Origin of the sequence: Cytobacillus solani (genome assembly GCF_001420595.1) — a bacterium.
GTDB lineage: Bacteria > Bacillota > Bacilli > Bacillales > Cytobacillaceae > Cytobacillus > Cytobacillus solani.
This window is the reverse complement of sequence record NZ_LJIX01000006.1, coordinates 1,311,647-1,336,821: the sequence shown is the minus strand read 5'-3', so window position 1 is coordinate 1,336,821 and position 25,175 is coordinate 1,311,647. Positions and strand designations below refer to the sequence as shown.

Below are 25,175 nucleotides of genomic sequence, written 5' to 3'. Positions count from 1 at the left end.
GCAGCAGCTCCCTATTAGCCCTTCTTGCTATTTAACTACTACTTTTCCAACCATTCCTTCCTGGAAGTGGTACCGACAGATTAATTCAAATGTACCTGGCTTTGTCGGTTTCAAAGTAATGGTTTTTTCTTTTCCCGGCTGGACTTCGACGTCAATTCCGAGCTTTTCCACTGTGAAGGTGTGTTCTTTCTTTCCTTTGTTTTTCAATATCAACTTTGTCGTTCTTCCAGTGGAAATAGTGATGACTTTTGGATTAAAGTAGTCATCGTTCAACTCGACCTCAATATCTTTCACCGTCTCCATAGGTGGTGTTACCACACCGGTTTCGGCAAATACGCCGAGAGAGCCTGCAGTGTTCCCAACCATAATCATCGCAAGCAAAACGACCAATCCTGTTAGACACTTTTTTCCAAACATTCGCAATCACTCCTTTCCTATTCATTATTTTTTACCCATTCAGAAAAAATTATCACTATAAATTGCGGTCCAACGTGCTTTCAAATAGTTATTCTTTTTATCTGAAACAGTGACAAGAAAAAAGATCGACTCGATGACGATCTTCTGGAAACTATTCTTATTCAATTAACCCGTTTACAAAGAAAGGGTTTCTATTTAGTTGGGAGCCTTTTTGTTGTATTTTTCATAATATTCACAATTAGTTGTGTACAAATACATTTAATTTGTTACCATAGGATTATCTTTATTTCATTACCGTATGACAGATACTTTTGGAGGAGAAACTGATGAATCGAGCACTTAATTTTAATGCAGGTCCAGCTGCTTTACCGGAAGCAGTATTAGCAGAGGCAGAAAAGAACTGGCTTAACTTTAATCATTCTGGCATGGCTGTCATGGAGCTAAGCCATCGAAGTAAAGAATATGAAACCATTCATGAGCAAGCTATATTGCTATTGCGAGATCTCCTGTCCATCCCAGACAGCTATGAGATTCTCTTCCTTCAAGGCGGAGCAAGCCTGCAGTTTTCAATGGTCCCTATGAACCTCCTCACAGAAGGGAAAGCAGGCAATTATATATTAACTGGAGTATGGGCTGAAAAAGCATTGAAGGAAGCGGAGAAGGTTGGGGAAACATTCATTTCAGCTTCAAGCAAGACTCAGCAATATAAGTCTATTCCTACTGTAAATGCCAAGACATCAGAAAATGCCGCCTATCTTCATATAACAAGCAATAATACAATTTACGGCACACAATGGCAGCATTTCCCTGCAAATGAAGGGATTCCATTAGTTGCGGATATGTCTAGCGATCTATTAAGCCGAAAGTTAACTATCGAGAATTTTGATCTTATTTATGCTGGAGCACAAAAAAATCTTGGTCCGTCTGGAGTAACAGTCGTTATTATTCAAAAGGAGCTCTTATCAAGATCAAGTAATCATTTGCCGACCATGCTTAATTACAACACTTATGCAACTCACAATTCGCTTTATAACACACCGCCAACTCTTGCGATCTATTTACTGAAGCTTGTACTCGAATGGGCAAAGGAATTAGGTGGTTTAACAGTTATTGAAAAAAGGAATGAGGAGAAAGCAAAGATACTATATGATGCCATTGATTGCAGTGAAGGTTTTTATTTAGGACATGCGGAAAAAGAAAGCAGATCAAAAATGAATGTTACCTTTAATCTTCCTGATGAAGAAATAGCAAGGAGCTTTCTGCATCAAGCTAAAAAAGAAGGCTTTATTGGTCTTAACGGTCACCGATCAGTTGGCGGGTGTCGTGCTTCCATTTACAATGCGATGCCAGTGGAGCATGTCTTTCAGCTAGCAGCATTCATGAAAAAATTCAGGAGATATAACTGAAAATTACTTCTTCTTTTTCAGTTGTTTTATGTTATAATAATTACAAGTTTTTCGCTGCAGGCATAGAGCGCACTGCAGGAGAAACAAAAATTAGTTGAGTCGAGAATAGGAGAGATGAGAAATGAATACGAAAAATCTTGTAGCCCTTTCCCTTTTAGTGGGAATGGGAGCGGTATTGCATGCAGTTATGCCAGGCTTTGGTGCTGGTATGAAACCAGATATGATGTTAACGATGATGTTTTTAGGTATTATCCTTTTTCCTGATCGGAAAAGTGTATTACTTCTATCATTAGCAACAGGACTTATATCAGGGCTAACAACTACCTTCCCAGGTGGTCTATTCCCAAACATCATTGATAAACCAATTACTGCAGCGATTTTCTTCGGGCTTTTCCTTTTATTAAAGAAATTTCATCATTCAATTATAAGCGCTTCTGTTCTAACTGTTATTGGAACACTGATTTCTGGGATTGTCTTTTTAACATCGGCTTATTTCATTGTTGGTTTGCCTGGTCCATTTGCTGCATTATTTGGTGCAGTTGTCCTGCCAGCAACCATTGTCAACACAGTCACAATGGTCATTCTTTATCCGATTGCACAATCCATTATGAAACGGACGAAGCTTACAAATCAACCAACGGTTGCTGCAAAGCAATAATAATAAAAACCCGCCTCAGCGGGTTTTTTCGTTTTCATTTAAAACTATGAATAATTACCCCAATAAGCAAAAATCCGATTCCCCCTGCTGCTAAAGCGGCTGCTCTCCTTCTTAGTATATATTTAGGAGGGTATACGACGGGTCTCTTTACCGCTAGATAGAAATGAACACCTCCGGCAATTAGTAAAGCCCCGATTGTAAAGATGCCTGCAGTTAACCCTGACATTTTTCGTCCCCACCCCTTTTTCTAATAAATTCAGGTTTTGTACAATTATTAAAATGTATGCTTGTTTTCTTATAGATATGAACGATACTCCTGTCATCATTTGGACAGATCCAGCAGTATTTGTGAAAAACCTTCATATTTAAATGAAGGAATTTTCTTTTCTTTGTAGTAAAATCTATATAAGTAGAATATGAGAGGTGAAGAATAATGAAAGTAAAATCATTGCTCATTGGATTTATTATTGGAGGGACTGTAGCAGGAATAAGCACTTTATTATCCACACCAGCATCTGGCAGAGACGCCCGACAGAAAATCCAAGAAAAGAAAGAATGCATACAAAATCAAATGATCGAATTAAATAAGAAATTAATTCGAGTAAAGGATGCGACGATCATCGCATCAAAAGAAGGAAAAAAAGAAATTCTAGCTTTTTCATCTGATGTTAAAAGCTCCATTAATAAATGGAAGGCCGATGTCCTCCCTCATCAGCAAGAACTGCAGAAAGAATTACAAGCCATAGAAATTGCAATTCACGAGCTTGAACAAAATATTAATATCAAGAAAGCCTAAAATTCTCATCATTTCATGCTTTCCCTAAAAAAATCCTTACTTTTTTTAAAAAAAGAAGGATTTTTCCTTTTCAAGCCGAAAACAAATATATTAATAAAGTGAAACGGTCTTAGCTGGAGATTTATTTTGTTGATTAAATGATTGCTAATCTCCTTTTATACATTTACCCAATTTCCGTTTTTACTCATAATAAAAATCATTATATGGTTCAATTTCTAAAAATTTTGTAAATTTATATCTTTATTAATTTTTGTTTTATTGGCATAATGTTATTAGATACTTAAAAAGAAGGTGATTTTTGAATATGAATGATAAATTGTATTCTATAAAGGAAGCAATGATCTTTAGTCAAAGGATTGCTCAATTAAGTAAAGCACTATGGAAGACGATTGAGAAGGATTGGCAGCAATGGATCAAACCGTATGACTTAAATATTAATGAACATCATATTTTATGGATTTCCTACCATTTAAAAGGAGCATCCATCTCTGATGTAGCTAAATTTGGGGTTATGCACGTGTCAACAGCATTTAACTTTTCCAAAAAGCTAGAGGAACGGGGGTTACTTAAATTTTCTAAGAAGGAAAGTGATAAGAGAAATACGTATATCGAACTGACTGCTGCAGGTGAAAGTATTTTACTCAGTCTTATGGAGACGTACGATCCTGATCAAAACGCTGTCTATTCGGGGGCAAAGCCATTGCGAGATCTTTATGGAAAATTCCCTGACATTATTGAAATAATGGCGATCGTCAGGAATATATACGGTGATGACTTTATGGAAATATTTGAAAAATCATTTGCAAACCTTGAAAATGACTTTGTAGAGGAAGAAGGCAAGCTAACCAAAAAGGAGTATACACTAAAGGAAAGTGTATAAAATCAAAGATACCTTCTTAATTCAACCATTAGAGGAAGGAATAGTTGCTGTTTTATACACGCATGAATAACATCATAAGCTGTAAGATTAGGATGTAAACGCTTCTCAAATTCTTTATAAAGCGGATGAAAGTTAACAAATCCTTCCGCTTTCTGTTCTTCCCACTTTATGTTCAACTCTTCACATAGTTGATTGAATGCCTTTACATCCTTTTGCCCAAGTGATTTTTCAACCACTAATTTATAGAAGGAATGATTCGGATTTTCAATTACCTTCAAAAGCAGCTTTTGCTGATATTCTAGTTTGTTTATTTTCTCCATCAATGTGTAAATATCCACCTTTTTCCTCCGTTTATCTATCATACCGGCCACATATATTATGGTGTATGTCCATGATTATTCTTCGACAAAATCTGTGTTTTTTCCCTATTGATTTTTTCGCCTTTTCATCGTAAAGTATCTTAGTAAGTTTTGTGGAAATTTATTTTCTCCTCTTGGAGGTATGATACAATGAATTGCTGGAAGACAATTAATATTAACAAGCATTATGGATCTCATAGACTTTTCTTTATGTCTTCCTTAACAATGTTGCTAACCTTTATTATTATTTATGTACCTGCTCAATATGTGTTTGGGGTTACTTCTTTTTATGATAACTATTTCTTTTTATTTATAATATGCTTATGGATCATGTACCCGTTTCATAAGCTGCTTCATTATTTACCGCTAGCCCGACACGGCCATAAAGTTAAAAAAATAGTAACAATTAAATATGGACTATTACCAATTATTCACATTAAAGTCAATGAACCGATAGCAAAATGGAAATTTATTGTCGCATTATTTACACCGTTTGTCACGATAAATAGTTTATTGATTTTGGCATGTTTTTGTTTTCCGCATTATGTTCACTATTCTACCATTTTACTAGCCTTTCATGTTGGCATTTGTTTTTCAGATTTCGTTTGTGCCAAAAATGTGCTGTCTGCTCCAAATCGATCATATATTGAAGAAAACGATGAAGGCTTTGAGATTTTGCTGAGAAGCCACTATTCTTAATTGTTAATTAGAGGAAATAACTCATCACCTTTCCATAATAATACTTATAGAATCTTAAAGACTATCTTTTTTCAGGAATTTTTGTTATTGTAAATAACATATCAAACTTGTAGGTCATTTTTTAAATCATCTGACTGTTTAAAGGAGGGAATTTTTCTATGATCTCCATTTTTATAATTTTTGCTGTTTTTATTTTATATAATATTAACAAAATGACAAATTCCCTTTGCCTTCAAAAGGATATCCCTGAAGATCGGCAGCCTAAAGTATTTCGTACGATTAATATTTTGGTGACCATTCTTTTAATATCCTCATTTGTTGAAATTTTATATGCATAATTGACAAAGAAAAATGGCATACAGAAAAAGCGGAGGAGATCATCCCTCCGCTTTTCTACATTCTAGAGCGGATAACTTTATGTCTTTCGCCACTACAACCAAGATGCACCAATGATAATTAAAAGGATAAATAAAACGACTATTAAGGCAAAGCCTCCGCCGTTTCCATATCCAGCTCCACCAGACATATTGTTTCCTCCCTTCATTTTCTTATAGCCAAGCTGCGCCAACAATAATTAACAAGATGAATAACACTACGATTAGCGCGAAACCTCCGCCGTATCCATACCCTGCACCCATGAGAACACCCTCCTTTCATGTTGCTAACATATCCTATTCAATTGCCTCCGCGTGCGAATAGGCTCCTATCACGACTTATCCAAAATTCTTGCTCCATCTAATTTCTTCGAATGAAAGTTTTCTTTTTATCATATGACTAAACAAATACATTTGGATAGGTGAACGCATATTTTCTTACCCACATCATAGGTTATTGTTTTTGTTCTTCCTTACATTTATGGTATAGTAAGTTTTGTGAAATCGAATATAAACAAATACAATTAGGAGTGTTCAACATGAAAAAATGGATAATTACCCTATCACTTACAGCTGGGGTTTTAGGATTAACTGCTTGTAACAGCACAAATGGATCTGGAGATGTTGTTGTTGAAACTAAAGCTGGTGATATTTCAAAGGACGAGCTTTATAATTCAATGAAAGAAAAATACGGTGAACAAGCACTAAGAGAGCTTGTCTATGAAAAAGTTCTTTCAGAAAAATATAAAGTAACGGATGAAGAATTAAATGAAAAGGTTGATGAGCTGAAAGAGCAGCTTGGTGCTAACTTTGAGCTTGCCCTTCAACAATACGGATACAAAGATGAGGATGATTTAAAAGCAACATTCAAAACAGGTTTAATGCAGGAAAAGGCTGCAATTAAAGATGTAAAAGTAACAGAAAAAGAAGTTAAAGAGTACTACGATAATTACAAGCCTCAAATTAAAGCCCGTCATATACTAATAAAGGTAGATGAAGATACAACAGCTGAAGAAGCAAAGAAAAAGATAGATGAAGTCAAGAAAAAGCTAAATGAAGGCGGAAAATTTGAAGATTTAGCAACTGAATATTCGGAAGACCCAGGTTCAGCAGCAAATGGCGGTGACCTTGGCTGGTTTGGAGCTGGACAAATGGTTCCTGAATTTGAAGAGGCTGCATATGCACTGGATGTAAATGAGATCAGTGAACCAGTTAAATCACAGCATGGCTATCATATTATCCAAACAACTGAGAAAAAAGAGAAAAAGCCTTTCGATGAAATGAAAAAGGAAATGGAATATGAAGTAAAGGTTTCAAAGATTGACGGAGCAACAATTGAAAAAGCGATGGAACGTGAATTGAAAGATGCAAATGTAAAAATCAACGACAAAGATTTAAAAGATATCTTAAAGAGCAGTACAGAAGATAAACAGTAATTTCCTTTTCTTAAAAAATAGGTCCCAAGAAGGGACCTATTTTTACATTCGATAGCATGCTAACCTTTATACCCCTCTTCTTGCTTCCTTCTCCTTTTGAATTCTTTCCATGTACACCCTGCCTTCCAGTTCAATACTTTCATCCTCTAGCTTTCGTTCCTCTTTTCCCGTCCTGAAAGCCATATAAGCACTAACAAGAATCCCTGCCACTACAACATAAGCCCAAAGTGGAATCGTCATCATCTTCATTTCCCCCCTTATTGAAGGATTGTCCAAGCTTTATTAAAATTTATGCCTTCAATTGGAATTTATGATTATCCTTGCATACTTTCTATTCATAAAGTAAACTAGCCGATTGGCGAGCATTGAAAAGGTGAGGAGAGAAGCATTGTTACACGTATACTTAATTCCCAGAATCTTTGACTACGTCAAACAAACTTCATACAAAAAATTCACCATTTTTTAACGGACAAAAATAAACAGCCGCTCCATCTAAGGAACGGCTGTAAAATTTAATTATGAAAAGTCGGCTTATAGAAGGAACGATTATCTAATGCAAATACTCTTTCCGTGAACTCACCAGGCTTCACTCTATCTAATGCACGGTCAAGCATATTCATCTTCGCATCAAGATTATCAATATAATGAAGAATCTCAGCTTCCTTAATCAGTGGAGGCTTCGGACTGCCCCATTCTGCTTTTCCATGGTGGCTTAAAACTAAATGCTGCAGAATGAGTACCTCTTCTCCATTAATTGAAAGTTCATCAGCAGCTTTTCCGATTTCATTAACCATGATAGTAATATGACCAAGCAGGTTGCCCTCAATCGTGTACATGGTTGATATCGGACCAGATAACTCGATGACTTTACCAAGATCATGAAGAATGACACCGGAATATAAAAGATCTTTATCAAGGCTCGGATAAAGTCCTGCGATTGCTTTAGCCAAATCAAGCATTGAAACGACATGAAACGCAAGACCTGATACAAATTCATGATGATTTTTAGTCGCTGCGGGATACTCAAGAAATGCGTTCTGATGCTTTTTAATTAAGTGACGAGTGATTCTTTGGATATTCGGATTCTTCATTTCAAAAATATACTGCGTTATTTTCCCCATCATTTCATCCGTACTTAAAGGAGCTGTTTCAAGGAAATCTGCTAATTTAACTGGGTCAGTTGGAGATGCCGGCCGTATCTGACGGATTCGCAGCTGATTGCGCCCGCGGTAATTTAAAATCTCTCCAGTTACTTTCACAATCGTTTCAGGACTAAAGCTTTTTTCATCTCCATCAGACACATCCCAAAGCTTCGCCTCAATTTCTCCACTTTTATCCTGGAATATCAATGTTAAGAAAGGCTTCCCATTACTGGCAATTCCTTTCGTTGCATTTTTAATTAATAGAAACTGTTCAATTTGTTCTCCAACATCATAAAACATAATTCCCTTTGACATATATTCTGCCACTCTCCCTTCTATAAAAATAGTATACCATATAGATTTGTTTTTTCGTCTGATAAGGAGGGCGAGAAATCCATCCTATACTAGCAAACTGGCTGTATTATTTACGTTTAGAATTTGACTCTGTGAAAAATATGGCAGCATATGCTTGTGACATGTAAAAAATAGGATCTGCCTATTTTCAATGCTTTTTAATAGGCTCATAATCTTCTCTGTTCTTACATGGTCAAAGTTCACGAAGCTATCATCAATGATAATTGGAAAAGGGAGCTTCTCATAAATAGTTAATGCAAGAGATAGCCTAAATGCAACATAAATCTGCTCCATCGTAGCCTGACTGACTTCGTTCGCTTCAAATAATTGCTGATTGCTGCTTTCAATGAGAAAACCGCTGCTATCCTTCTTCGGATACAATCGGGTATATTTTCCATCTGTTAAGCAGGCGAGAAATTCTTCCGCTTTTTTCAGCATCCTTGGCATCCGCTCGGTTTTGAAACGCTCCACCGTCTTGTCGAGAATTTCTTTCGCAATCGCATACTTGGCCCATTCTTTTGCATCTTCCTCAAGCTCTGCCTTCATTTGTTTATATTTGTGAAGCAGCTCTGCATATGTGCCGCCTTCTTCTATGACTTGAATTTCATACTTCCTTTCAGCAAGGCCTTGTTGCAGGATAGGCATGATTTCTTTCAGTTCTTTCATCCTTACCGTATGCATTTGAATAGTTGAATCTATATTTGTAACGCTCATATATGTTTCTATCTCTTCCCCATTAAACGATGAACGTTTCAGCTGACTTGCAACGTTATTAAGCTTTTCATTCAGCTTCTCTTTTTTCTCTGCCAATTGTCCTATTTCTCGGAAGTTCTCCATATTTTCTGCCTGTGCGAGCTGCAGGAGGTTTTGCTGCTCCATTAGAAAATGATCGAGTTCTATTTTTTTTCTTTCATATTCTTCTTCAAGCTCAGAAAGCTTCGACTGCTTTTCACTTTGTTTTATTTGTTTTTCTGTTTCTTCTTTTAGTAACTTCCTTAATAAGTATGCCGTTTCCTGGATATTTGACGGGGGCGTTTGCAAATAGGCATCACTTAATGAAGAGATTCCTTCATTCATCTCTGCTATTCGCTTAGAAACAGTTTCACTGCGTTCTAGGATGTTCTTTCTTTCTCTGTATAGCTTCTTCAGCTGTTCGATAAGCTGAAAAGCATCTGCTAAATAATTTAAAGCAATATCCCGTGGAAGAAATAGTTCTTCCCCAAGTTCAATCATTCTTCTCTCAGCTTCCAATTTCGCCTTTTCCCATGATTCAAAAGCCGCTATAATTCTTTCATATTGTTCGTTTCCCTGCTCCCATAAAAGCTGATAATGGCGAAGCTGCTCAACTATTTCCCTATCATTCTCAAGCTTCATTTTATTAGCAGACATCTCATGATCATCATGATCATTCAGCTTTTGAATAAGCTGCCGCTTTTTTTCTTTTAACGTCTTCATTTCATCTGTAAAAAAGTTACCATTTGACTTCGTTATTTTTTTATAATGCAAATAGAGAGTAACAATCATGCCAAGCATACCGGCAACAACTAGCGACCACTCGGTGTTTACAATCCCCAAAACAACAAGAATCATAAAAAGAATACTAAAGAGTATTAATTGAATACGATCTTGGGCTTTCTTTCTTCTTGTCTTTTCTATTTCTTTTTTTTCTGCTAATTGGAGAAACGCAAGTCTTTCTTCTATTTGTGTTCGTTCGTATTCAATTATTTCCCTTTGATTGGTATCTTTTATTTTTTTCTCAAGATCAATTCTTACAGCTGCAGGAAGACGTCGATGTTCTAGACTTTTTATTTTTTCTTCCGTTTCTTCAAGCAACTGTCTCCCTTCATTAAATCGTTCGTCTAGATCCTGTTTTTTTGCCTTTACCCTTCGATACTGCTCTTGCGTATGAGTAATTTTCTCCTTCATAAAGACACTTGTATTAATGCTTAATAGCTCGTCTTCCTGTATGGGCAAATGAAGCTTTTCCTTAACAGAAAGTTCAGCTTGTGTTAATTCTTGTAGCTTTACTGTCAGCTCTTCCTTCTCCTGGTTAAGCTTTTCTAATAATGGGAGACCCTCAACTGCAGCCGTAATTTCTGGTTCTTTATTAATAATAGCTTCATTTGGTTTGCTGTTTTCCAGCTCAATAGTCAAACTGTTTTTTCTCTGCACAAGGCTAGCCATTTGCCCTTCAAGCGGTTTGATCATTTGCTCCAGACGGTCCATTCTTGTTAATCCGTCTATAGGAAAATGAATCTCTTCAAATGTCTTCAGCTCTTCTTCTATCTGTTGCTCTTCCATCTTCAAAGGCTGAATATGTCTCCATTCCTCTAAGCGAGTCTTTTTATCCTGAACAAGTAAAAGTTCCTCATGGCTTGCAGTAATCTGTTCTTCTAACTCCACTTTCTCCTTTAAAAATGTCCAGTACTGTTCATTTTGCTGTTCTGCTTTTTTCAGTTCTTGATGAAGCTGTTTAAGTTCCTTTAGCTTGACGTTTATAGTTGGCTTTATCCCATTCGGTTTAAAGCGTGAATCAAGCTCTTTAAGAAGTATATTTTCCGCTTGAATAAGCTGATCTGTCCCTAATGTCCCTGCAGAAAATAAAAATCTTCCTAAATCCTCCCCTTTTAATTGATGGATATTTTGTAAACCATGAACATTGAAGGAGAAAATCGATTGATAAAGTGCTTTATCTACATTTGACAATAGTTCTCTTAAGAGCTCTTCCTCACCCAGCATCCCATCCTCAAGAGTGACCCTGACATCTCCTGTTGCCTTGCCTTTTACACGCTCAATAACAACCTTTCCATGGGTTGGGAATATGGCAGTAAGCTGACCTCCATATTTTGATCCATCCTTCGGTTCATATCTAAGCTCTGACTGCTGCTTAGTCGGAAAGCCAAATAAAATGCTGTGGATGAAAGACATAATAGTTGATTTGCCTGCTTCATTTTCCCCATAGATTACTTGAAATTCATTAAAATTAGATATCTTCAGGCTAGAAAGCTTGCCATATCCATAAATATGTATATCCGTTATTTTCATCTCTTCACCTCCTTAATATGGTTTGTAAAGTAAGTTCACCAGCAGCTTCTTCGCTTCTCCCGCTAAGCTGCTCTTTTCTTCATCAGTTAAATCTTCTAAATATTTTCTCGCAGATGGATGGTCATATAAAGAGGAAATACTTTGATTTAAATAGTGAGCATTGGATGCTGTCTGAAAAAGCTCCTGATAAAAGTCAGATTCACCCGACAATTGTTCATGTGTCCATTCAAGTTTTTCCTTAATCAATAAATCTGCAATCCATACAAAAGCCTCCTCCTCTTTTTCATCCTCCTGAAGGATTTCAAGAAGTTCACCATTTTCAAGGCTTTTATAATCTTGAAGTGGAATATTTACATTTTCAAGAGTTAGAGTAAGAATAATTCCTATGTGATCCAATCGAAATTGATCTACTGTTTTTTTGCATGCTGCATAAATTTCATGAAAGGATGATAAAGCTGCAGCATCGATTGTTAATTCTCGCCAAATAACTGTGGAGGACTCGATAAACGTCATTTCCACCTCTCCGTCCGTTAGCTGAACTAAATAACAGCCCTTCTCCCCCAGTTCTTTCCGATTTCGTCCTTGGATATTGCCCGGATAAATGACAGGCGGCTGGAAATTTAGTTGATTTCGTTTATGAATATGCCCGAGAGCCCAATAATCGAAGCCCTTATCAAGTAATTCCTTTAAAGTAAATGGTGCATACTTGCCATGATCGCTATCTCCTTCTAAATGTCCATGCAAAATACCGATATGAAAATCAGCCTTATCCTTTTTTGCATACTTTTGAATCATGCGCTCATAGACATGTCTTTTTGGATAACTGAATCCATAAAGATTAACAGAGGTTCCGCAATGATTCGTAAATGTTTTTGCTGTGACGTCATGAGGGAAAATATAAACATTTTCTGGCATAGGCAAGTGTGTCCATTTTCCTTCCAGATGGTCATGGTTGCCATGAACAACAAAGACGGGTATATGCTTATCTTCTAAGCGCTTCATTTCTTTCATAAACCGGATTTGTGCACGAATACTGCGATCCTCGCCATCGAATATATCACCAGCAATAATAACAAAGTCCACATTGTGAAGGATGGCCGAATCAACAATTTTCCCGAAAGCTTCAAAGGTGCTCTCCTGAAGCCTCTTGAAAATCTGCTCTGGTAAACCTTTGAGCCCGACCATGGGACTATCTAAATGCAAATCAGCAGCATGAATAAATGTCAATCTTTTCATAAAATAATCCTCTCGTCCTCTTTTTTACCATTTTAACTGATTTCGAAAGCGAATGCACGTTCTCACCTAATTCCATTTTTTTATTTAATGAAAAAAGCTCGCCAATTTGGCAAGCCTCTCTCATGATAATTATTTATTCTTTGTTAATTGCAATGCTTTTTTAATATCCTTAAACGAATTCGATTTTCCGTACATTAATACGCCGCCCTTATATACCCTTGCACCAAAGATAGCAAGCACTACAATCGTAACGAGAAGGATCGCTATACCAAGCAGTGGCTCCCATGCAGGTAATGTCAGCATTCCTACACGCATAAACATCAGCATTGGAGTAAAAAACGGGATGTAGGAGGTAATCGTAATAAAGGTTGTTTCTGGCTGATTAAGGCCCACCATTGCGATCATAAATCCTGCAACAATCATAATCGTCATCGGAGTGATCATCTGCTGGACATCCTCAATGCGGCTTACGAGCGAGCCAAGGAAGGCTGCTAATGTCGCATATAAGAAATAGCCTAGGATAAAGAATACAACCGCATAAATAATCGTTTGTACGGGAATATCCCCAAAACCGAAGAACTCAAAAAATCCGCCTTCCATTGATTCTAAGTTTTGCTTCACAAAATAATAGCCAATTAGAAGAAATGCAGCCATTTGAGTTAAACTAAGCAAGGCAATCCCCAATATTTTGGCAAACATTTGCTTAATTGGAGAAACACTTGAAATCAGAATTTCCATTACACGTGAAGATTTCTCTGTTGCAACTTCCATTGCGATCATATTTGCATACATAACAACGGCAAAATAAATAACAAATAGCAGAACGTATACAAGTCCTCGTGCTTGATTTAATTCTTCCTCTGTTTTTGCATTTTCCTCGAGAGCTGTTTTATTAAACGCAACGGGCTCATATAGTTTTCCTAATTGCTCTTGGGATAAATTAATCTGTTCTGCGGCAGCTTGTGTTTTTATTTGCTGCAGCCCTTGCTGTAATGTGGCAGGAAGGGTAGAATCAGCAATACTCTTTGCCTTGTAGGACGCTACTGGCAAATTCTCATTATCCTGAGATAAAATGAGCAGCCCTTTATATTCATCATTCTTAACAGCTTTTTCTCCCTCTGCTTCTGAGCCTTCAAAGAGCTGTAGGTGAACATCTTTATTAATTGTCTTTATCTGTTCCTTGAAAGGAGCAAACAGCTCACCTGATTGGTCAATGACTGCTACTTTTTCCCCTTGTTCATCATCACTGAAAACATCAATAATTTTTGACATATTTGTTAAACCAACAATTAGCACAAGTGTTATAAGTGAAGTAATAATGAAAGATTTCGTTTTAATTTTGCTAAAATACGTATGCCAGAAGATAATCCAAAAATTATTCATAGGAAGCACCTACCTTTTCAATAAAAATATCATTTAATGAAGGTTCTTCAAGAACGAATTTTCGGATAAACCCTTTTCCAACAATCTCCTTCAAAATGCCTTCAGCAATTTCTTCGCCCTCAATTTGCAGATGAATCCCTTCAGTTGTCTGCCGAGATCTTGTAACCCCTGGATAGTTCTTCAAGAATTCCAGGCTGAAATCTGCATGAATGACTAGATTTTTTCTGCCGAATGCACGTTTAATTTCTTTTAAAGCCCCTTGAACGACTGGCTTCCCTTTATGCATAATGCATAAGTGCTCACACATTTCTTCCACATGCTCCATTCTGTGAGAAGAAAAAACAATCGTAGTTCCATTATTCTTCAACTCTAGCACCGCATCCTTAAGCTGCTCGACATTCACTGGATCAAGACCGCTGAATGGTTCGTCCAGAATTAATAGTTTCGGCTTATGTATCACTGCAGTAATAAATTGAATTTTTTGCTGGTTCCCTTTGGAAAGCTCTTCTACTTTTTTCTCCGCGTACTCAGGCACTTTAAAACGGCTCAGCCAATAATCAAGCTCCTTTAAGACATCTTGTTTCTGCATACCGCGCAGTCTTGCCAAATAGACAATTTGATCCTTTACCTTTAACTTTGGGTACAGCCCTCTCTCCTCGGGCAAATAGCCGATAAGCGGGCTTGTCGAATAATCAATTGTTTGTCCATCCCACGTAATTTCCCCCTCACTCGCATCGATCAACCCAAGAATCATTCGAAATGTTGTCGTTTTCCCTGCACCATTCCCTCCAAGAAACCCAAACATCTCCTTCTCAGGAATAGAGATGGACAGATCATTAACAGCAGTAAAGTTTCCAAAACGTTTTGTTACATGTTCAAGCTGTAATCCCATTGTAGTATCTCCTTTCTTTCACCAATTACTTATACGGATTAGATTGGAAAAAGGTTCATTTTCTTACGATTCATACAATAAAATAATTCTTTGCACTATGATAAAAATTATGCAAGAATAATAGTAACAATCTGAATTTTAAAAACTGGAGGGGTTAGAATGAAAACTTATAAATTAACAGCTTTCGAAGCGAATGGGGAAAAAATATTAGATGAGGCCTTTCAAGCAGGAAACGATGACGAGGCAAAAGGAATGGGCGAAAAGCTTTTAAGCGAAAAAGGATTATCTGAAAAAACACATCGCTGCACATCGCCTGCGGGGAAACTTATTTTATTTCACCGGTAAACGGCATCATATAAAAAGCAAAGAGTAACTGGCTGCTCTTTGCTTTTTATATCTATTATCTACTTTCCTATGAAAACGGGTCTCCGTTTTTCCAAAAATGCTTGAATCCCTTCCTGATGGTCCTTCGTCTGCCGCATTTTATGCTGACCTTCTTTTTCTAGCTCAAGCACTCTCAGTAATTGCGGGCTGTTTTTTTCAGCAAAGATTGTTTTTGTTTCGATCATTGCTTGTAGAGGACTGTTTAGTAATTTCTGAAGCTTGGCTTCTAGTGCTTCATCCAATCCTTCAGTAACATCATGGATGAGCCCGAGCTGATAGGCTTCTTCAGCGGATAAAGGTTTTCCTTCCCAAATGAGATGCTTTGCCCTATCCTCACCAAGGCGCTTTTCTAAGAAGTAATGCCCTCCGCCATCTGGAATTAACCCTATGCTAATAAAGTTCATCGCCAACTTACTAGATTTATCAGCGACTATGTAATCAGTTGCTAAAGCTATGCTTAAACCAAGACCTGCAGCGGCTCCTGTTACAGCACTAATTGTTAACTTAGGCATCGTATAAAGAGTGGCAACCACCTCACTAATACAATCCATAACAATCGGGAAGTCCTCTTCTTTCGCTTCAAGTAGCATCGTCTTTATATCTCCGCCAGAGGAGAACGCTCGCCCTTTTCCTTTGAGAACGACGATATCCACATCACTAGATTGGCTAATTTCCTTTAAGACAGCGGCTAATCCTTTTAACATTTCTACATTTAAAGAATTTAATGATTCTGGTCTATTTAATTCAACTGTTGCTACTCGACCATTTACATGCAATTGCACTGTATCCGTTTTAAATTCAATTGTCACAATATTCCCTCCTTTAATCTTCCTTCTCCCATTATATAGAATATTATTATATTTAAAAAGTTTTATTTAAAAAATTCTAAATATTTAAATGAAAACAACCGCAAACATATTGTTTACGGTTAAGTTTTTTAGAGTATTAGTTCGTTCCGGCGTAATTCTTATGAACCTGATCTCTTAACGCCATTTTGAGGAACTTTCCTACAGACGTTTTTGGGATTTCCTCAAGGAAAAGGATGTCATCTGGAATCCACCATTTTGCAAATTGTGGTTTTAAGAATTCGTAAAGCTCTTCTTTTTCTATTTTTCCTTTATATGCTTCTTTCAAAACGACACAGGCTACCGGACGCTCCTGCCATTGCTCGCTCGGAACAGCAATAACAGCCGCCTCGAAAACTGCTTCATGGGCCATAAGTGCGTTTTCAAGGTCAACCGATGAGATCCATTCACCGCCGCTTTTAATGAGATCCTTCGTACGATCGACGATTTTCATAAATCCTTCCTCATCAATCGTTACAACATCTCCTGTATATAGCCACCCATCATGAAAAGCGTCTGACGTTCTCTCATCCTTGTAATATTCTGAGGCAATCCACGGACCACGAATTGCAAATTCTCCCATTTCTTTTCCATCCCATGCGATTTCTCCATCCTTGCCGACTACCTTCATTTCGAGACCTGGCACAAGAATTCCCTGCTTCGCTTTAATCTCAACCTTCTCTTCATAGGATAGCTCTTCCTGATAGCTTTTGAGAGTAGATATAACAACTAACGGACTTGTCTCCGTCATCCCATACGCATGCATAAAAGGAATGTTATGCTTTTGCTCAAAAGCTTTAATCATGCCTTTTGGAGCAGCTGCCCCTCCACAAAGTACGGATCGAAGTGAACTCATATCATACGTATTTTCTTCCAGCTCTTTCAGAAGACCTAGCCAAATGGTTGGAACACCTGCTGTAATCGTCACCTTTTCATCCTGAATGAGCTCAGCAAGCAGCTTCGGTGTAAAATAAGGTCCAGGCATAACGAGATTTGTACCGAACCATACAGCAGCAAACGGCAATCCCCATGCATTCACATGGAACATTGGGACAACAGGCATGGCAATATCTTTTTCGCTCACAGCTGCACTATCAGCCATTCCTAATGCCATACTATGGAGAACAATGCCACGATGAGAGTAAACAACTCCTTTAGGATTGCCAGTTGTTGCTGATGTATAACACATACCTGCTGGAGCATTTTCATCTAAATCATCCGGATATTCATATACCCCGGTCGCTTCATCTAATAATTTTTCATAATGATAAACATTGGAAAGTGTTGTTTCCGGCAGTTCAGGCTCATCTGTCATAATGACATATGCCTTAACGGTTGGGATCTTATCCTTTACTGCCTCGATTAAAGGCAGAATATCCGCATCAATTAAGAGTACTTTATCCTCCGCGTGATTGATGATGAATACAATATGTTGCGGGGAAAGACGAATGTTAATTGTATGGAGAACTGCCCCGCTGCACGGAATCGCGAAATACGCTTCCAGGTGACGATGGTGGTTCCATGCAAGTGTGCCTACTTTATCTCCTCTTTCCACACCAAGCTTTTGAAGTGCTTCAGCCAGTTTTCTAGTTCGGTCAGCTATTTGCTTGTATGTAAATCGCTGGATGCCACTGGCTGTTCGTGAAACCACCTCTTTTTTTGGAAAAAACCTCTCTGCTCTGTTAATCATTTGCGTCATTGTCAAAGGTGTTTGCATCATCATTTTTGATTCCTCCCTTTTTAAAAGCGCTTACATCCCCAAAGAAGTTTATGAATATTTGTACCTACATATTCTCTTTTTATTAGGAAAACCCTTTATTTTTATTGAAGATTCTGAAATTAAGTTGATGCTTTCGATCGCTAGTTTTTTGATCACGTTTTTCTCCATCTATTACCATTTTCTGTTAGATAATTCTTTTTATGTTTGCCCATTTTCCTTTTTAAGGGAATTTTAGGTTCGTATTTCTTTTTACGTCACTTATTTTTCCTGTTTAAGGAAATTAAAGGTTCATATTTCTTTTTACGTGACTTATTTTTCCTTTTTGAGGAAATTGCGGGTTCTTATTTCATTTTACGCACCTTCTTATTCCTATTTAAGGAAATTATAGGTCTGTATCTCTTTTTAAGTAATCTCCTTTATCTCCACTAAAAATAAAAAATCCCCGCCGCATTTAGGCAAGGGATTCTTTGGTATTAAATAATTCATCTAAGATGTTCATTTTATCTTCTGTATATTTTTCGAAGCTGTCATTATATGTTTTCGGATCCTTTGGATTGGCAAAATGAGTGATTTTTCCTGTTTGCGGATGAATGAATTTACTTGCCGCTCCACAGCCAAGACCAATAATTGTCTGCTGCTCTTCCATAATCATAATATTATAGATGCTATCCTGATTCGGCAGCGCATACCCGACATTTTCCAGGTTGCCGAGGATATTCTTCTGTCTATATAGGTAGTATGGAGTATATTGATGGTCTTTTGTCCAATCCTCCGCCATGTTCATCATTTTCTCAATCTCAACTCGATCTGCTACTTTATACTTTTCCTTATTACGCGTCATTTCTGATGCACGTTTGAAGGATAGTGTATGAACAGTGAGTGATTCAGGCATCAGTTTTTCAGTCTCATGCAAGCTATTAGCAAATTCTGATACACCTTCACCAGGCAAGCCAATGATTAAATCCATATTAATGTTATTCATGCCCATTTCCCGTGCTAGATGGAACTTTTCAATCGTTTCCTCTACAGAATGGTGCCTTCCAATTGCTTTTAATGTTTCTTGTGTGTACGACTGAGGATTAATGCTTATCCGATCAATTTTCCATTTTTTCAGGACCTCTAGCTTCTCAGGGGTGATCGTATCCGGTCTCCCAGCTTCTACCGTCACTTCTCGGATCTTATCTACATCAGGGAAGGAAGCATACATTTCCTCATAAAGCATATCCATCTCTTCAGCAGTAATGCTTGTCGGTGTGCCTCCCCCATAATAGACGGTTGTAATTCTAACGTTGTTTTCCTTCAACCATTCCCCAACTTTTCTCATTTCATAATGTAATCCGCCTAAGAAGGAATCAACAGATCCTTGGCGGCCATTAATCGCATAAGCAGGGAAGGTACAATAGGCGCACTTCGTCGGACAAAAAGGAATGCCGATATAAATACTTACCTCATTTTGCAGCTCGTAAAGGTCTGGAACAACGGAAAGCTGCCGATCAACGATTTGCTGCATAAGTTGAATTTTCTCATCAGTTATTAAGTACTCATCCTTCAGCTGCTGATGGGCAATAGACTTAGGGATTTTCTTTTGCATCTGGCGGTGAAGAAGCTTTGTCGGCCGGATCCCTGTAAGAATTCCCCATTTCTGCGTAATGCCAGTCCAATCCTGAAGCACGGTCAAATATACATGGGCAACCGCATGTTTCACCTGTTTGAAATGCTCTTTTTCTGTTGAAGCTGGCATAAGCTCTTTTTCATACTCTGATGACTTGCTTCTGCCCTCACTGTCTACAAGATTCCCATTCACCTTAATAGACTGACTAATTTCCACTTTAAATTCTATAGTAATATCTTTCTGAACAAGTGGCTGAAAAGAAATCTCACATTCCTCAAAAAATAAATTTGCGATCAGCTGAAGCGGACGCTGAAAGCGTTCATCCTCTATTCCTTTAATTGAAATTTGCAAAATAATCACCTTTTATTAGATATAATGAAACAACCATCATCTTTGTTAAGAGGATGGCAGCAAAGAATGACGTATATTAAACATCTTTAAGTGTACAGAAATGGCAAAACAAGGTCAATTGTTTATAGCTGGGAGATATTTTTGGAAAAATAATTGCGATTCATGCTTAATTATTTTCATACTGACGATTTATCAGCGAAATTTAAAATAAATCTACGAAATTTAGAATAAATCTACGAAATCAGCTGATTTATCTACGAAATTCTCGATTTATCAATTTTTCGACAATAACAAACAAAATCGAAAAAAGAGTTAATCTCTAAGATCAACCCTTCGCTGGCCCATTATTTTAATATATTCATTTTCTTCAAAAATTCAATCGGATGCTGTTTTCTAAAGTGTTCCTTCACCATGTAAGTGACTCCCAGCTGGTCATTCGGACGTGTAATCCAGTCGGCAGCTTTTTTCACTTCAGCAGGAGCATTTCCCATGGCTACGCCAAGTCCAGCGGCCTCTATCATTTCTAAGTCATCAATTCCATCACCGATGACAACCATTTCATTTCGCCCAATTCCTAATTGTTCACCTAAATACAATAGCCCATTGAGCTTAGAAACACCAACTGGCATTATATCCATTCGGAACTCGTTCAATTGAATAATATCAACTTCCCCAAATGTTCCTTGGATGGCTGCTTTAGCATCCTTAAGATCTGTCTCATCCTCAAAATATACTTCAATCTTAGGAGGAGTTACAGGTTCTTCAAGAATGGTCTCACTAACGGAATCCACAAATTGCTGCGAATAAAAAATAGGGTCACCTGAAGAAAAGACCGTCTTTGCCAACATATTATGATTTAGCTTCGATTTATTTGCTAATGCAAATTTCTCATGCACTAATCGAATTTGACTTGGAAATCCCTCAAGTAATCTAACGATTTCATACGTAACATCCTCTGCTAACCGTTTAACAAATATCGGCTTATCCTCTTGCCCTGCAATATAGGCACCGCTATGGGCGACAAGAAGCGTATTTAGCTTTAAAGCTTTTGCCACCTTTTTCGCAGATGGGAAGCTTCTTGCAGTCACTAAGGTCACATAAATTCCTTTTTGCTGAACATATTCAATTGCTTCTTTTGTTGATTTATGAAGTCTTCCATTCGATTGAAGGAGTGTTCCGTCAATATTTATCGCTAACAGCCGATAGATCATCTCATTGCCCCCTATTCCTGATGTAAATATCTCTACTACACTTTTATGAAAAAACGAAAAGGAATAGAACGGACATGGACACAAAAATACCCCTGAGTTTTTAAATCACTCGAATACCAGCTGTTAAGGTTGGTAAAAATCACAAGGTTGGTGCCAGTAGTTTTTCGTTATTATATATTTCTTAAATAGCATTGTACATAATAACAAAAACATTAATTTTTAAGAGATTTCATTAAAAAAATATAAAGATTGGAATATTTATACTCTAGTTAATTTATAGTTGAAATGTTAATAAATGAAAATAAATAGGACAATGAAACTAAAAAACTGGAGGGCAACTTTAATGAAAACTAGTAAGCTTCATTCCATAAAAAGCAAATTAATAGTTATCTCATTTCTAATTTTAACGGTTCCTTTAATTTCTTTAGGAATTATAAGTTATAACAAAAGTAAGGAAAGTTTAGATGAGCTTGGTACAGCAAATTTAGAAAATAGTGTCAAGATGGTTATAGAAATGATTGATGTTTTGAATAAAGAAGTTAAAAAAGGGAATCTTCCGTTAGAAAAAGCTCATGAACAGGTTAAAGTCACTATTCTCGGTGAAATGAATGCTGATGGAAGCAGACCCGTCAATAATAAAATTGGTGAATATGGCTATATTTTTGTATTGGATGATAAAGGAAATCAAATTACACATCCACAATTAGAGGGGAAAAATAGTTGGGATTCTACAGACCCAAATGGAGTAAAGTCAACGCAAGAATTAATCAAAAAGGCGAATGAAGGTGGAGGACTTACCTATTTTGAATGGCCATTGCCAAATAATAAAAGCAAAATTGAACCCAAAGTAACCTATTCAGAAAAAGATCCTAATTGGGGCTGGACCATTAATGCAGGTACTTATTTGATTGATTTTAATAAACCTGCACAAGAAATATTTAATATTATTCTAATAATAATTGGCTGCACATTAGTCATCGGAATTTTAGTCATATGGGGTTTTGCCAATAATATTTCAAAGCCTATACAATTAGTGACAAAGCAAATGAATGATCTTGCTGAGGGTGATTTATCCAAGGAGATCGTACTGATTAAGAAAAGAGATGAAACTGGACAATTGGCATCTGCAATTAACTATATGCAGGAAAATTTGACGGGTATTATTTCCAACGTATCTAAAGCAACAGAAAGTATTTCAAAACAAAGCGAGGAATTGATGCAATCCGCAAGTGAAGTGCAGGAAGGCTCCATTCAAATTGCATCAACCATGCAAGAGCTAGCCTCCGGTACTGAAACTCAGGCAAATAATGTTAGTGATTTATCTTCAGCTATGCATACTTTTTCAAAAGACATTGAAGAAGCTAATACAAATGGGAAACAAATACAAGAGTCCTCGAGCGAAGTAATTATGATCACTAAAGAAGGAAGTCAATTAATGAATTCTTCAAAGGACCAAATGATAAAGATTGATCAAATTGTTCAAGATGCCGTACAAAAAGTTCAAGGTCTGGACGTTCACTCACAACAAATATCGAAATTGGTAGGAGTTATTAAAGATATTGCAGATCAAACGAATTTATTAGCGTTAAATGCGGCTATTGAAGCTGCAAGAGCAGGCGAACACGGAAAAGGTTTTGCAGTCGTTGCGGACGAAGTGAAAAAACTTGCTGAACAGGTATCAGAATCTGTACAAGATATTACTTCTATCGTTACAAATATTCAGAGTGAATCAAGTGTAGTAGTGAAATCGTTACAAAGCGGATATACAGAGGTGAAAAACGGGACAAACCAAATTGAAGCAACTGAAGAAAAATTCCAAGATATTGAGAAAGCTGTAATGGAAATGGTAAATAACATAAAATCGGTATCCGAAAAGCTGGCAAGTATTTCTATAAAAAGTCAAGAAATGAATACCTCTATTGAGGATATTGCTGCAATTTCTGAGGAATCTGCTGCCGGTATTGAGCAAACGTCTGCTTCTTCTCAGCAAACGAGCGCTTCAATGGAGGAAGTGGCAGACAGCTCTACTAATCTGGCTGACCTAGCAGAAGACTTAACTAGGATCATTCGTCAATTTAAACTACCGAAAATGCAGAAAAAGGACCACCACTTGGATTGACCTGCAGCCAATAAGTTTGACAAATTTATTAAGCAGCTATCAAGGATTGAATTCTGTAATGAACAGGACTCAATCCTTTTCGTTTTGCTTTATTCAATTATATCTCTTAAAGCCTCCTCTAAATCTGTATGCAAAAATTGAAACCCTTCTGCTTGAAGCCTTTTGGGGATGCAGTTTCTTCCGGTTAATGCAAGACTCGGATCAGCTCTCATAATGATATAGGCACCTAGCTTAACGAATGGGGCAGGTGCAGGCGGAGCCCATCCCTTATTCATCACCTTTCTTAGCGTTTTCATAAACTCTTTATTCGTTACTGGATTTGGTCCTGTTGCATTATAAATCCCTTCATAATGCTCATTCTCGATTGCCTTAACAAACATTTCATTTAAATCATCCATATGTAGCCAGCTAATATACTGCCTACCAGACCCAATGGTCCCTCCGAGTTTAAATTTTGCTAAATTCTGTAATGGACCAAGGGCACCACCGTTTTTCCCTAAGGCAAAGCCAATTCTTAATAGCACTTTTCGTGTGTGTGGCCAATCATTTTTGAAAAATGCCGCCTCCCACTTCTCACAAACCTCAACAGAAAATCCGATGCCATGAACGGAGTCTTCATGACAAATTTCAGTCGTATCACCGAAGATTGCAAGCGAGCCTGCTTGAATACATACTTGAGGAGGATTGTTACTCTTCAAAATAGCCTCCTGCAAAACTTGTACCGAAGCAAGTCTTGAAGAGATGATTTCCTCTCGATTCCTTTTTGTATAAAGACAGTTCACACTTTTACCAGTAAAATTGATAACCGCATAGCTTTCATCGATTCTGCTAGCCCATTCGTCTTCTAATCGAACGCCATCCCAATGAATATATTCAATTTGATCATTGGTGGCTGTTTTTCCCCTTGTTAAAATCGTCACCATGTATCCGCGTTCCATTAAATAGCTGGCAAGTGATTGTCCCAGAAACCCGCTTCCTCCTGCAAGTACAATTCTTTTTTTCAAGAAATCCCCTCCCCCATTTCTATTAAGTCAGAATACCAAAGGAAATAATTAATAAAGCTACTTATGAAAAATTTACCACTATAAACATTGAATAAATAGTGATAATTATTAAAAAAATAAAATTGTATTAACTATAACACCAAAGGAGATGATTTACATGGCAAGTAACAATAGTTCAAATCAGCTTTTAGTACCAGGCGTTTCTCAAGCAATTGATCAAATGAAGGTAGAAATTGCATCAGAATTTGGCGTAAATCTTGGCCCAGAAACATCTTCAAGAGCAAATGGTTCTGTTGGTGGAGAAATTACGAAGCGTCTTGTTCAAATGGCTGAGCAGCAGCTTGGCGGAAGATTTTAAATAAACCTATACTTAATGAACAAAAACAACCGTTCCTCCTAAAAGATGAACGGTTGTTTTTTTCCTTAGTTGGCTTATTGTACAGATCCGTACAGCTCTTCTAAAGGCTTCATGATAATTTTGTTCATTTCAGCAATGACCATGCTCATTCGCTGCTCTGCTTCCATCAGCTTTGAAATTTTTGCATTTTGCTGTACGAGTGCAACAGATTTTTGCGCCTGCATAACCTCTTCTTCTGAAATATCCTGTCCCATCATTTGTTTCTGCTGCAGCTGCAATTGAATGTTTCGGAAATTTTCAAACATATCCTTTGCTGATTGATCTGCGTTCACTTCATCATAAGCCTGTTTTAAAAGGCTGTATTCTTCACTTTGTCTAACCGCCTTCTCAAGCTCATAGGCTGAATCGTATAAATTAACTGGCATGTATGACACTCCTTATTCTTTTCGAGAATGACTTCACTATAACAAACTATGTTCATAAATGCGAGAAAT

The 25,175-nt window shown here is 37.2% G+C and carries 27 protein-coding genes; 10 read left to right on the top strand and 17 right to left on the bottom strand.

Annotated elements, in window-relative coordinates; all coding sequences use genetic code 11:
* Positions 1-27: 27 nt before the first annotated feature.
* Entirely contained in the window at positions 28-417 is a 390-nt protein-coding gene (locus AN957_RS08410; protein WP_053475162.1) for a cupredoxin domain-containing protein, read from the bottom strand.
* A gap of 326 nt (positions 418-743) precedes the next feature.
* Here AN957_RS08410 and serC point away from each other — a divergent pair, with 326 nt between their 5' ends.
* Together serC and AN957_RS08400 are read left to right on the top strand one after the other, a co-directional pair.
* Positions 744-1,823, top strand: coding sequence for a 3-phosphoserine/phosphohydroxythreonine transaminase (gene serC, locus AN957_RS08405; RefSeq protein ID WP_053475161.1), 1,080 nt, complete (start codon positions 744-746; stop codon positions 1,821-1,823).
* 121 nt (positions 1,824-1,944) lie between these two features.
* Entirely contained in the window at positions 1,945-2,481 is a 537-nt protein-coding gene (locus tag AN957_RS08400; RefSeq protein WP_056683420.1) for a tryptophan transporter, read from the top strand.
* 34 nt (positions 2,482-2,515) lie between these two features.
* On the opposite strand, the gene yhzF is transcribed toward AN957_RS08400, so the two are convergent.
* A complete protein-coding gene (gene yhzF, locus AN957_RS08395) occupies positions 2,516-2,707 on the bottom strand; it encodes a membrane protein YhzF (protein ID WP_053475159.1) in 192 nt (63 codons plus the stop codon).
* A 207-nt stretch (positions 2,708-2,914) separates the two neighbouring features.
* On the opposite strand from yhzF, the gene AN957_RS08390 reads away from it, so the two are divergent.
* Together AN957_RS08390 and AN957_RS08385 are read left to right on the top strand one after the other, a co-directional pair.
* The gene (locus tag AN957_RS08390) at positions 2,915-3,277 is read left to right on the top strand and encodes a YtxH domain-containing protein (protein ID WP_053475158.1); all 363 of its coding nucleotides are present in this window, start codon (positions 2,915-2,917) and stop codon (positions 3,275-3,277) included.
* Between the two features lie 304 nt (positions 3,278-3,581).
* A complete protein-coding gene (locus AN957_RS08385; protein WP_053475157.1) occupies positions 3,582-4,157 on the top strand; it encodes an HTH-type transcriptional regulator Hpr in 576 nt (191 codons plus the stop codon).
* A 2-nt stretch (positions 4,158-4,159) separates the two neighbouring features.
* Here AN957_RS08385 and AN957_RS08380 read toward each other — a convergent pair whose 3' ends face one another.
* Positions 4,160-4,495: a DUF1878 family protein gene (locus tag AN957_RS08380; protein ID WP_231690039.1), complete on the bottom strand. Its 336-nt coding sequence runs from the start codon at positions 4,493-4,495 to the stop codon at positions 4,160-4,162.
* Between the two features lie 171 nt (positions 4,496-4,666).
* Here AN957_RS08380 and AN957_RS08375 point away from each other — a divergent pair, with 171 nt between their 5' ends.
* Positions 4,667-5,215 (top strand): DUF3267 domain-containing protein, encoded by a 549-nt coding sequence (locus AN957_RS08375; protein ID WP_053475155.1) that lies wholly within the window; start codon positions 4,667-4,669, stop codon positions 5,213-5,215.
* A 158-nt stretch (positions 5,216-5,373) separates the two neighbouring features.
* A complete protein-coding gene (locus AN957_RS28460; protein ID WP_053475154.1) occupies positions 5,374-5,553 on the top strand; it encodes a hypothetical protein in 180 nt (59 codons plus the stop codon).
* Positions 5,554-5,645: 92 nt separating this feature from the next.
* Here the strand turns inward: AN957_RS28460 and AN957_RS08365 are convergent, their stop codons facing one another.
* A complete protein-coding gene (locus AN957_RS08365; RefSeq protein ID WP_053475153.1) occupies positions 5,646-5,741 on the bottom strand; it encodes a YjcZ family sporulation protein in 96 nt (31 codons plus the stop codon).
* Positions 5,742-5,763: 22 nt separating this feature from the next.
* Positions 5,764-5,853 (bottom strand): YjcZ family sporulation protein, encoded by a 90-nt coding sequence (locus tag AN957_RS26750; protein ID WP_075209110.1) that lies wholly within the window; start codon positions 5,851-5,853, stop codon positions 5,764-5,766.
* Between the two features lie 275 nt (positions 5,854-6,128).
* Here AN957_RS26750 and AN957_RS08360 point away from each other — a divergent pair, with 275 nt between their 5' ends.
* The gene (locus tag AN957_RS08360; protein WP_056683417.1) at positions 6,129-7,025 is read left to right on the top strand and encodes a peptidylprolyl isomerase; all 897 of its coding nucleotides are present in this window, start codon (positions 6,129-6,131) and stop codon (positions 7,023-7,025) included.
* A 66-nt stretch (positions 7,026-7,091) separates the two neighbouring features.
* Here the strand turns inward: AN957_RS08360 and AN957_RS08355 are convergent, their stop codons facing one another.
* From AN957_RS08355 to AN957_RS08330, 6 genes are all read right to left on the bottom strand, one after another.
* Positions 7,092-7,268, bottom strand: a complete 177-nt coding sequence (locus tag AN957_RS08355) for a sporulation YhaL family protein (RefSeq protein WP_056683414.1) — start codon at positions 7,266-7,268, stop codon at positions 7,092-7,094.
* A 269-nt stretch (positions 7,269-7,537) separates the two neighbouring features.
* Positions 7,538-8,482, bottom strand: a complete 945-nt coding sequence (gene yhaM, locus AN957_RS08350) for a 3'-5' exoribonuclease YhaM (RefSeq protein WP_056683411.1) — start codon at positions 8,480-8,482, stop codon at positions 7,538-7,540.
* An 84-nt stretch (positions 8,483-8,566) separates the two neighbouring features.
* Positions 8,567-11,566 (bottom strand): ATP-binding protein, encoded by a 3,000-nt coding sequence (locus AN957_RS08345; protein WP_056683408.1) that lies wholly within the window; start codon positions 11,564-11,566, stop codon positions 8,567-8,569.
* Positions 11,567-11,578: 12 nt separating this feature from the next.
* Positions 11,579-12,802, bottom strand: coding sequence for a metallophosphoesterase family protein (locus AN957_RS08340; RefSeq protein WP_056683406.1), 1,224 nt, complete (start codon positions 12,800-12,802; stop codon positions 11,579-11,581).
* Positions 12,803-12,931: 129 nt separating this feature from the next.
* Complete coding sequence (locus AN957_RS08335) at positions 12,932-14,185, bottom strand: ABC transporter permease (RefSeq protein ID WP_053475147.1); 1,254 nt, start codon at positions 14,183-14,185, stop codon at positions 12,932-12,934.
* The gene (locus tag AN957_RS08330; protein ID WP_056683403.1) at positions 14,178-15,077 is read right to left on the bottom strand and encodes an ABC transporter ATP-binding protein; all 900 of its coding nucleotides are present in this window, start codon (positions 15,075-15,077) and stop codon (positions 14,178-14,180) included. The genes AN957_RS08335 and AN957_RS08330 overlap by 8 nt, the downstream gene beginning before the upstream one ends.
* Before the next feature lie 159 nt (positions 15,078-15,236).
* On the opposite strand from AN957_RS08330, the gene AN957_RS08325 reads away from it, so the two are divergent.
* Positions 15,237-15,422 carry a YhzD family protein gene (locus AN957_RS08325; RefSeq protein WP_053475145.1) on the top strand — a complete coding sequence of 62 codons (186 nt, stop codon included), beginning with the start codon at positions 15,237-15,239 and terminating at the stop codon, positions 15,420-15,422.
* A 59-nt stretch (positions 15,423-15,481) separates the two neighbouring features.
* Here AN957_RS08325 and AN957_RS08320 read toward each other — a convergent pair whose 3' ends face one another.
* From AN957_RS08320 to AN957_RS08305, 4 genes are all read right to left on the bottom strand, one after another.
* Positions 15,482-16,270: an enoyl-CoA hydratase gene (locus tag AN957_RS08320; protein ID WP_053475144.1), complete on the bottom strand. Its 789-nt coding sequence runs from the start codon at positions 16,268-16,270 to the stop codon at positions 15,482-15,484.
* A gap of 136 nt (positions 16,271-16,406) precedes the next feature.
* Entirely contained in the window at positions 16,407-18,029 is a 1,623-nt protein-coding gene (locus AN957_RS08315; protein WP_056683400.1) for a long-chain fatty acid--CoA ligase, read from the bottom strand.
* A gap of 448 nt (positions 18,030-18,477) precedes the next feature.
* Positions 18,478-19,989 (bottom strand): coproporphyrinogen III oxidase, encoded by a 1,512-nt coding sequence (locus AN957_RS08310; protein WP_053475142.1) that lies wholly within the window; start codon positions 19,987-19,989, stop codon positions 18,478-18,480.
* Between the two features lie 344 nt (positions 19,990-20,333).
* The gene (locus AN957_RS08305) at positions 20,334-21,200 is read right to left on the bottom strand and encodes a Cof-type HAD-IIB family hydrolase (protein ID WP_053475141.1); all 867 of its coding nucleotides are present in this window, start codon (positions 21,198-21,200) and stop codon (positions 20,334-20,336) included.
* A 343-nt stretch (positions 21,201-21,543) separates the two neighbouring features.
* Between AN957_RS08305 and AN957_RS08300 the strand changes: the two genes are divergently transcribed.
* Positions 21,544-23,319 carry a methyl-accepting chemotaxis protein gene (locus tag AN957_RS08300; protein WP_056683397.1) on the top strand — a complete coding sequence of 592 codons (1,776 nt, stop codon included), beginning with the start codon at positions 21,544-21,546 and terminating at the stop codon, positions 23,317-23,319.
* An 89-nt stretch (positions 23,320-23,408) separates the two neighbouring features.
* Here AN957_RS08300 and AN957_RS08295 read toward each other — a convergent pair whose 3' ends face one another.
* A complete protein-coding gene (locus AN957_RS08295) occupies positions 23,409-24,323 on the bottom strand; it encodes a TIGR01777 family oxidoreductase (protein WP_053475139.1) in 915 nt (304 codons plus the stop codon).
* Positions 24,324-24,480: 157 nt separating this feature from the next.
* On the opposite strand from AN957_RS08295, the gene AN957_RS08290 reads away from it, so the two are divergent.
* Positions 24,481-24,681 (top strand): alpha/beta-type small acid-soluble spore protein, encoded by a 201-nt coding sequence (locus AN957_RS08290; protein ID WP_053475138.1) that lies wholly within the window; start codon positions 24,481-24,483, stop codon positions 24,679-24,681.
* 74 nt (positions 24,682-24,755) lie between these two features.
* Here the strand turns inward: AN957_RS08290 and AN957_RS08285 are convergent, their stop codons facing one another.
* Entirely contained in the window at positions 24,756-25,106 is a 351-nt protein-coding gene (locus AN957_RS08285) for a YlbF/YmcA family competence regulator (RefSeq protein WP_053475137.1), read from the bottom strand.
* Positions 25,107-25,175 lie beyond the last annotated feature (69 nt).